The sequence below is a fragment of the Anaerolineae bacterium genome, from assembly GCA_025062375.1.
Classification (GTDB): Bacteria; Chloroflexota; Anaerolineae; order SpSt-600; family SpSt-600; genus SpSt-600.
In genome coordinates this window covers 43432-50217 of the sequence record JANXAG010000012.1, presented here as the reverse complement: position 1 = coordinate 50217, position 6786 = coordinate 43432, and the positions used below count along the sequence as shown (strand labels likewise).

The window sequence follows — 6786 nt, the reverse complement described above, 5'->3', positions numbered from 1 at the left end:
TAAAAGCAACCCGGCAAGCCAAGCTCCAGCTTTCCAGGGCCTATCTTCCCATAAAGCCCGCATGAACTCCCCAACGCAGATGACAAGCCAGACGTTAACCTGCCCCCAGAAGAAATTGTAGAAAACCGGGAGAGAAAGAAGAAGCATGACTAACAGCCCTTTTTCTGAAGCCGAGGCTTTCCGGGCAAAAAATGCAAGGTAAAGGACCAGAGCTAAAAAGTTAAGAAGGGACCACAGAAGAAAACTCAGCACCGGAGGCAGGAGAGCAAAAGCCTGAAAAGGCAAAACGAAAGCCGGCAAGTAAAAGAAAATGAGAGGAAAATCAAGGTCTTTCAACACAGGAACAAAGGCGACCTGCACTTTTGTGAGAAGGTCAAGGTCGTATATCCTGTCGTAACCCATGAAATTCGCAACATAACCCGCGCTCCAGAAGATTATGTAATCTGCGCCTACCGGGGCAAGAGGAACCGAAGCATACAGGAAATAGGCTATAATGGCAAGGTAAAAGCTGGCGATGGCCGCTAAAATGAGGTTAAGACGCTCTCTTGCTCCAAGATTGCGGAAAGGAATACGCATCAGTTAATTCCTTTCCCTCTGCTTCTGCTTTGAAATTTTCGGCGGGGGAGGAAAAGACCCCGCCCTTTCCTTCCGAGGAATTTCCCATCCTCCACTATAACCTCCCCCCGGGAAAGGACAAGCCTGGGGTAGCCTTCTACTCTCCACCCTTCGTATGGGCAATGGTCTACATTCTGGTGTAGATTCTGCCAGGAAAGGATCACTTCTTTTCTCGGATCAAAAATCACGATATCGGCATCGGCGCCCGGAACAATTGCTCCTTTCTGAGGGTAAAGGCCAAAAAGTTTAGCCGGGGTCGTGGAGCAGACATCCACAAACTGGTTCAGGGAGAGTTTCCCCCTCCTGACTCCAAAAGTGAACAGGAGAGGGATTCGGGTTTCTATCCCGGGGGCGCCATTGGGTATCAGGGTGAAATTATCCAGCCCTCGCTTTTTCTGCTCACGAGTCCACGGACAATGGTCCGTTGCCACCACCTGAATCTCGCCCATCCCCAGAGCTTCCCAGAGGATCTCAAGATGGCTTTTGTTTCTCAAAGGTGGGGAGAGGACAAACATCGCTCCTTCCAGGTCCGGCTTCAGGTATTCTTCATCCGAAAGGAGGAGATGGTGAGGCGTAACCTCCACATAAACCTCCTGGCCTCGCCTCCTGACGGCCCGGACAGCTTCCAGGGTCTCAACACAGCTCAGGTGGACAAAGTAGACAGGTGTTCCCATTACAGCTGAAAGGGCCATTACCCTCTGGGCTGCTTCCGCCTCAGCTATACAGGGGCGGCTTACCGGATGATAGCGAGGAGAGGTTTTACCTTCCTGAAGGAGCTGGGCTTTCATTTGCTCGATAATGTGGTGGTTTTCGGCATGGACAATGGGCAGAATGCCTGCGTCCCTGCACACTTTCAGAAGCCTGAGGATTTGCCTGTCCTCCACCATAAGCCCGGGGTAAGTGGTGTAGATTTTAAGGGAGGTATAGCCCTGCTCAGCCAGTTCGGCTATATTCCGGAGAAACTCTTCGTCGTCCCGATTGCCGGTCAGGTGCAGGCTGTAGTCTATCACTACTTGTTCATCGGCCTGGCGACGGCGCTCTTCCACCGCGTGAAGGAGGGACTGGGAGCCACGGGCCTCGGCAAAATCGATTATGGTGGTGTTTCCTCCGCAAGCTGCAGCAACAGTGCCGGTATAGAAATCATCAGCCGAAACGATATCGCCCACGGGCATCTGAAGGTGAACGTGGACATCAATGAAGCCCGGGAAAACGTAGCATCCCTGCGCTTCAATCTTTAACGGAGCCTCAAGCCCCTTGCCTATGACGGCGATCTTCCCGCCCTCTATTCCTATATCGGCTTCAAAAGTTTCTGAGGCTGTAACTATAACGCCGTTTTTCACTACTGCATCCATAGAGCCTCTTCCTTTCTAAGGGATCCCCGAGCTTTTCAGCAGTTTCTTTACGGAAGGGAAAGCCTCAAGGTCAGTGTGGGGGAAAAAGAGGGCCGAGGTGAACTCGTCAGTGAAGGTGTTATCAGCGGAAAGCTCAAGGTATGTCATTTTTTCAGCGATTTCCACCACCTTTTCCCGCATATCGGGGCAGACAAGGCATATGTAGGCCCCTAAAGCCGAGGTGTTCCCAAGGAATTTAAAGCGATCCCAGGGCATATCCGGGAACATGCCTATCTGGATGGCTTTTTCCACATTGAGGTATTTTCCGAAAGCTCCGCCGATCAACACCTGCTCTACATCAGCTATCTGGACCCCCACTGCTCTGGCCAAGGTACGCAGTCCAGCGTAAATGGCGGCCTTGGCTCTGAGGAGATTAGAGATGTCTACTTCGGTGATTACTATATCTTTCTCGCCGTGTCGGGTTTCCTCCTTCCATGCTACCACGTATTCAGGCCCGTGAGGGCCCACCCGGACTCTTCTGGTTGGGAGGGAAAGGTTTATGCGTCCGCTTTTATCCATGACTCCGGTGATGAACATTTCAGCTAAGAGGGAGATTATTCCGGAGCCACACAATCCTTCAGGGGGCAGGTCACCGATTGTCCGCCATGTAGCTTCGTAGTTCCTGGTGTTTATCCATACTTCTTCAATGGCTCCGGCCGTTGCCCTCATGCCCGACTCAACCCCTGCCCCCTCGAAAGCAGGCCCTGCCGAGCAGGCGCAGGATATGAGCCAGTCAAAGTTGCCCAGGACCATTTCTCCATTGGTGCCTATATCCAAAAAGAGGGTGAGTTTATCGGTGGAGAAGATCCCGGAGCTCAGAACCCCGGCGGTGATGTCGGCTCCCACGTAGCTTCCAACGCCAGGGAGGCAATCTACAGTAGCTTCAGGGTTTATATCCACCCCGATTTCGGCTGCTTTAACCGGAAATGGATGCCTCAGGGTGGGGATGTAAGGTTCAAGGCGTATGGGCTCAGGCCACAGCCCCAGGAAAAGGTGGATCATAGTGGTATTGCCTGCAGCCGTCATCATGTAGATTTCATCGGGATTTATGCCCTGCCTCTGGCAAACCTGGGCTATGAGTTCATTTATGGTCTGCACCACAAGGCGCTGCAGATGCTCAAGGCCCCCGGGTTTCCGGGCGTAGATTATGCGAGAGATGACATCTTCTCCGCAGGCTATCTGTTTATTGTATTCGGCCGCTGTATCCACCACCTGCGCTGTGTTCAGGTCTACCAGGTAAACCACCACCGAGGTGGTGCCGATGTCCACTGCTATGCCATAGAGCCTTCCGGTGGTGTTTCCTGGCTTTACGTCTATGAGGCGTGGCGGACTTTTGCGCGCCCAGTTGTGCATTTCCACTATAGCTGTTACCTTCCAATCGGCTTCCCTCAGAGTTCGGGCGAGCTTCTTGAGGGCAGGAAGGTCCACTATGAGGTCATGGAGGTGATACCGAAGGGCGAGTTCCCTTCTAAGCCTTTCAAAATCGGTGGTGTTGTCGGCCAGGCTTGGAGGGGTTATCTCCAGGTAGAAGGCTTTTATGTAAGGGTTAGAGACAGTATCACAAGGGAAAGGAAGGGCTATGCGCTCGGCGACTTTTTCTGTGGGCAATCGGTGCTTGATGAGTTCTTCCTGAGGTGGGACAAAGACTACAGTTTCGTTCTCTATAAGGGTCTGGCAGGCCAGGGCGTAGCCCTGCTTTAACTCCGCTGGAGAAAGACGTGCGACGGAACGACGCCTTACTTCCCCTTTCTCTACCACAACTTTACAGCGTCCACATCTACCCTGCCCTCCACAGGGGAGAAGGATTTTCACCCCTGCGGTCTCCAGAGCTTCAGAAATGATGGTGCCTCTTTCCACCTCCAAGGTTATATCCTGGGGTTTAACGTGAACTTTAACCATCTCTACTCCTCAGGCCAGGCAAAATCTTTTCAGGAAACGACGGATGAAAGCTACAAATCTGTCAAATCTATAAGAGAATTTCCAGTAAAACCAGGCAGTAGCAGCCCCCAGCAAGGCCCCAGCCAGGACATCGGAAGGGTAATGGACACCGCAGAAGATGCGAGAGAAACCAAGAAGAACGGCAAGGATGAGAAAAGGTATGCCCCATACGGGGTCATTGAGGGCAACAGCCACCGCTATAGAGAAACCGGTAGTGGCGGGATTGCTGGGAAAGGAAGAATCCCAGGGTTTGTAAAAAAGGAGATTGACCTGGTGGGTGTCAAAGGGGCGCGGACGGAAATAGAGGAGGTTTATGCCTTTGAGAATCAAGTTGGCGGTAATGAGAGATAGGACGGTAAGGATTACAATACGGTGGTAGCGGGCCCGTTCGCCTTCGTTTTTCCCCCAGAACCACATGATCGCCAGGATAAGAGCCATGGAAGTGGGGACAAAGTATTCGTTTACCACAAGGCGCATAAAGCCATCAAGCCATGGCCACCGGCCAGCCAGATCGTTTATAGCTTTAAAGAGGAGGTAGTCCATCTCTGCTAACCCCTGTCCGTTCTGAACTCAGTGAAGGTAAGAGTCCACCAGGTTTGCAAGCCTTTCGCTGAGGACCATACCCCATGGTTTCACTTCATCATCCGGGCCAATTGTGAGAACACCAGAGGGCATTTCGGCCTGGAGAAGTGCCTTTATTAGATTTTCCCTTCCACGAAGGCGCTTCCAGGCGGTAAATATACCCCCTTCCTCAAGCCACCCAAGCCCTGGCATGGCTTCTTCAACGCTGGTAAAGGGAGCAAGGGCTATTGCTTTAACCTCCGTATTTTCCGAAGCTATACGCAGGACGATGTTTCCTCCGGCTCTATGGCCCAGAAGGCTTTTGGTGCCAAGTTTTTCCAGGGCCAAAACTGGAAAATCCAGCGCTGACTTTTCATCGGGCACTTTCTGCCAGTGCAATACTGCAACTTTGTGGCCTGAGCTGGCAAGTCGGCGAGCCAGCAAATCCATGGAAAAAGGTTCCCACGGATCAGGAACCAGGCAACAATCTACCTCTTCTCCTGGCTTGCCCCCGAAGAAAGCTACTTTTCCTCCAGGCAAGCTTTCTTCAGCGTCAGGGAGAACTGGAGGGAAGCGGTTGCCTCCTCTCAATTCGGCAATGATCATGGAAAAAGCCAGGGCTGCAATCCCACCTGCTCCAAAAAGGATCATTAACTCTGAACCCGCCAGCCCCGGGAGGAAAACCTCGGGGGTTATGGCGAAGAAAAGAGCGAAAGAGCCACAGATAAGGGCAAAGCCCAGGAAAATTTGCCACGAACGAAAGGAAAAAGGGAGAAGGGATAGGCCTTCAATTCCCCTTCTCCCTGCCGCTATCTGGATAGCCCCGGTTATAGATAAAAAGCAAAGGGCAAAGTATTTAAGGGCAAGGGCCGGGCTTACGAAATTCAGGATCGGAGGCATACCTCAATTGGCACTCCAGAAAGCTTTGAGAAAGTTGGGGATGTCAACAGCTTCCCTTGGCCCCACCATTACTTCCCAACCTGGAAGCTCATCTTCAAGCTCGCCTGAGATAACGGCCACATGCCCTGGAATTATGATCTTGCGATGCTTGATTTTTTCTTCAACAGTGTATTGCTTAACGGATTTGGCGATCTTTTCGGCATCGAATTTCCCAGCAGCCCAGGCAGTGAGGACACTCATCCCTTCGGTATCACACACCAGAAGCCAAGAAGGTATTCCGCTGGCAGCCGTCTCACCCGAGACGCTGAAGTAAGTAAGGGAGAAATTGGTAGTAACCAGGAGGGGAGACTCAGGGCCAGGTTTACCGATTTCATAAACGCCAGGGCTTACCTGAATTGGCTTCTGAGGATCAGTGTAGATGTTAAGGCGCAGGGTGAAGAGGGGGTAAAGAACAGCGGGGTCAAAGTGTTCAAGGACTATTACACCGCCGTATTTGGCGATATGCTGGGCAGCCAGGAGGGCTTCCTCTTCCAGAGACTGAACATTTCTTCCGGGCATTGTGATCATCGGATAACCGAGAGGGCGGAAATTATGCTTCAGAGCCAGGCGTCTTATCTGAGTCATGACAGTAAGGGTTCCGGCTGGGTCTTCCTTTCCGGGGTCAAGGAACAGGTCTTCAACACCGGTTTCCCGAATCTGTTCTGCCAGGGAGGCAAGAGCAGAAAGGTCCCCATCGGCCCGGACGGCCAGAGGGACGCCCTTTTCTTTGGCCAGTTGAGCCATTTCCTGCCAGTTCTTAGGGGTAGCAGCATAAATCAAAGGATTCCTGTTTCCTTCCTTTTCCAGAGCGGCTTTCATCGCCGTAGGGTTTTCCGAGATGAGCACAAAGGGATGTTCAGGGACAACAGAGCGAACAGCTTCCACGCAGGCGGCAAATTTTTCTGGTTCCCCTGAAGCATTTTCAATGGCCAGGCCATCCGGGGAGAAAACCCTTCCAACCCTTTCCACAGAATAGCTCACCACTTTCTGAGCAAACTCTCTGGCTTCATCCAGAGGTAAGGTATCTTTAACTTTGATAAAAATACCCGGGGGATTGTAAAAGGTTTTCTCATGACGGAAGAGGACAATTTCATTGCCGACTTCCACCTTCTTATCGCCCACACCTATGGTCACCAGGCGTATGGGAGGTGCCGAAGCTTCAGCCAGAGCTTGCTTGGCCTCTTCGGAAACGTAAGGGCACTGGGAAAGGTCTGCTTGCTTGGCTGCTAATTTCATGGCGAAAGCAAGGCAGGTGGGAAAACCACACTCTTTGCAGTTGGTTTTAGGCAAAAGTTTATATATCTGCAATCCCGTCAGCGCCATCTTTCCGCTCCTCTTTTGG

General features: G+C 51.9%; 6 protein-coding genes. All 6 read right to left on the bottom strand.

The genetic code is table 11. The features are described 5' to 3' along the window. Positions 1 to 576 (bottom strand): DUF2029 domain-containing protein (locus tag NZ653_05100; protein MCS7286494.1); only part of this gene is annotated, 576 nt, incomplete at its 3' end. Beyond that, on the bottom strand, positions 576 to 1967 hold the full coding sequence (gene hydA, locus NZ653_05095; protein MCS7286493.1) for a dihydropyrimidinase: 1392 nt from the start codon (positions 1965 to 1967) through the stop codon (positions 576 to 578). The genes NZ653_05100 and hydA, both read right to left, overlap by 1 nt. Positions 1968 to 1982: 15 nt before the next feature. Further along, positions 1983 to 3905, bottom strand: coding sequence for an ASKHA domain-containing protein (locus NZ653_05090; GenBank protein MCS7286492.1), 1923 nt, complete (start codon positions 3903 to 3905; stop codon positions 1983 to 1985). A 9-nt stretch (positions 3906 to 3914) separates the two neighbouring features. After that, the gene (locus NZ653_05085) at positions 3915 to 4487 is read right to left on the bottom strand and encodes a phosphatase PAP2 family protein (protein ID MCS7286491.1); all 573 of its coding nucleotides are present in this window, start codon (positions 4485 to 4487) and stop codon (positions 3915 to 3917) included. 27 nt (positions 4488 to 4514) lie between these two features. Further along, positions 4515 to 5405 (bottom strand): hypothetical protein, encoded by an 891-nt coding sequence (locus tag NZ653_05080; protein ID MCS7286490.1) that lies wholly within the window; start codon positions 5403 to 5405, stop codon positions 4515 to 4517. A 3-nt stretch (positions 5406 to 5408) separates the two neighbouring features. Further along, positions 5409 to 6767 (bottom strand): acetyl-CoA decarbonylase/synthase complex subunit gamma, encoded by a 1359-nt coding sequence (acsC, locus tag NZ653_05075; protein MCS7286489.1) that lies wholly within the window; start codon positions 6765 to 6767, stop codon positions 5409 to 5411. Positions 6768 to 6786 lie beyond the last annotated feature (19 nt).

Bases quoted from the DNA above. Each gene is read 5' to 3' on its own strand.
- hydA (MCS7286493.1), bottom strand. From the start codon at position 1,967: ATGGATGCAGTAGTGAAAAACGGCGTTATAGTTACAGCCTCAGAAACT.
- NZ653_05090 (MCS7286492.1), bottom strand. From the start codon at position 3,905: ATGGTTAAAGTTCACGTTAAACCCCAGGATATAACCTTGGAGGTGGAA.
- NZ653_05085 (MCS7286491.1), bottom strand. From the start codon at position 4,487: ATGGACTACCTCCTCTTTAAAGCTATAAACGATCTGGCTGGCCGGTGG.
- NZ653_05080 (MCS7286490.1), bottom strand. From the start codon at position 5,405: ATGCCTCCGATCCTGAATTTCGTAAGCCCGGCCCTTGCCCTTAAATAC.
- acsC (MCS7286489.1), bottom strand. From the start codon at position 6,767: ATGGCGCTGACGGGATTGCAGATATATAAACTTTTGCCTAAAACCAAC.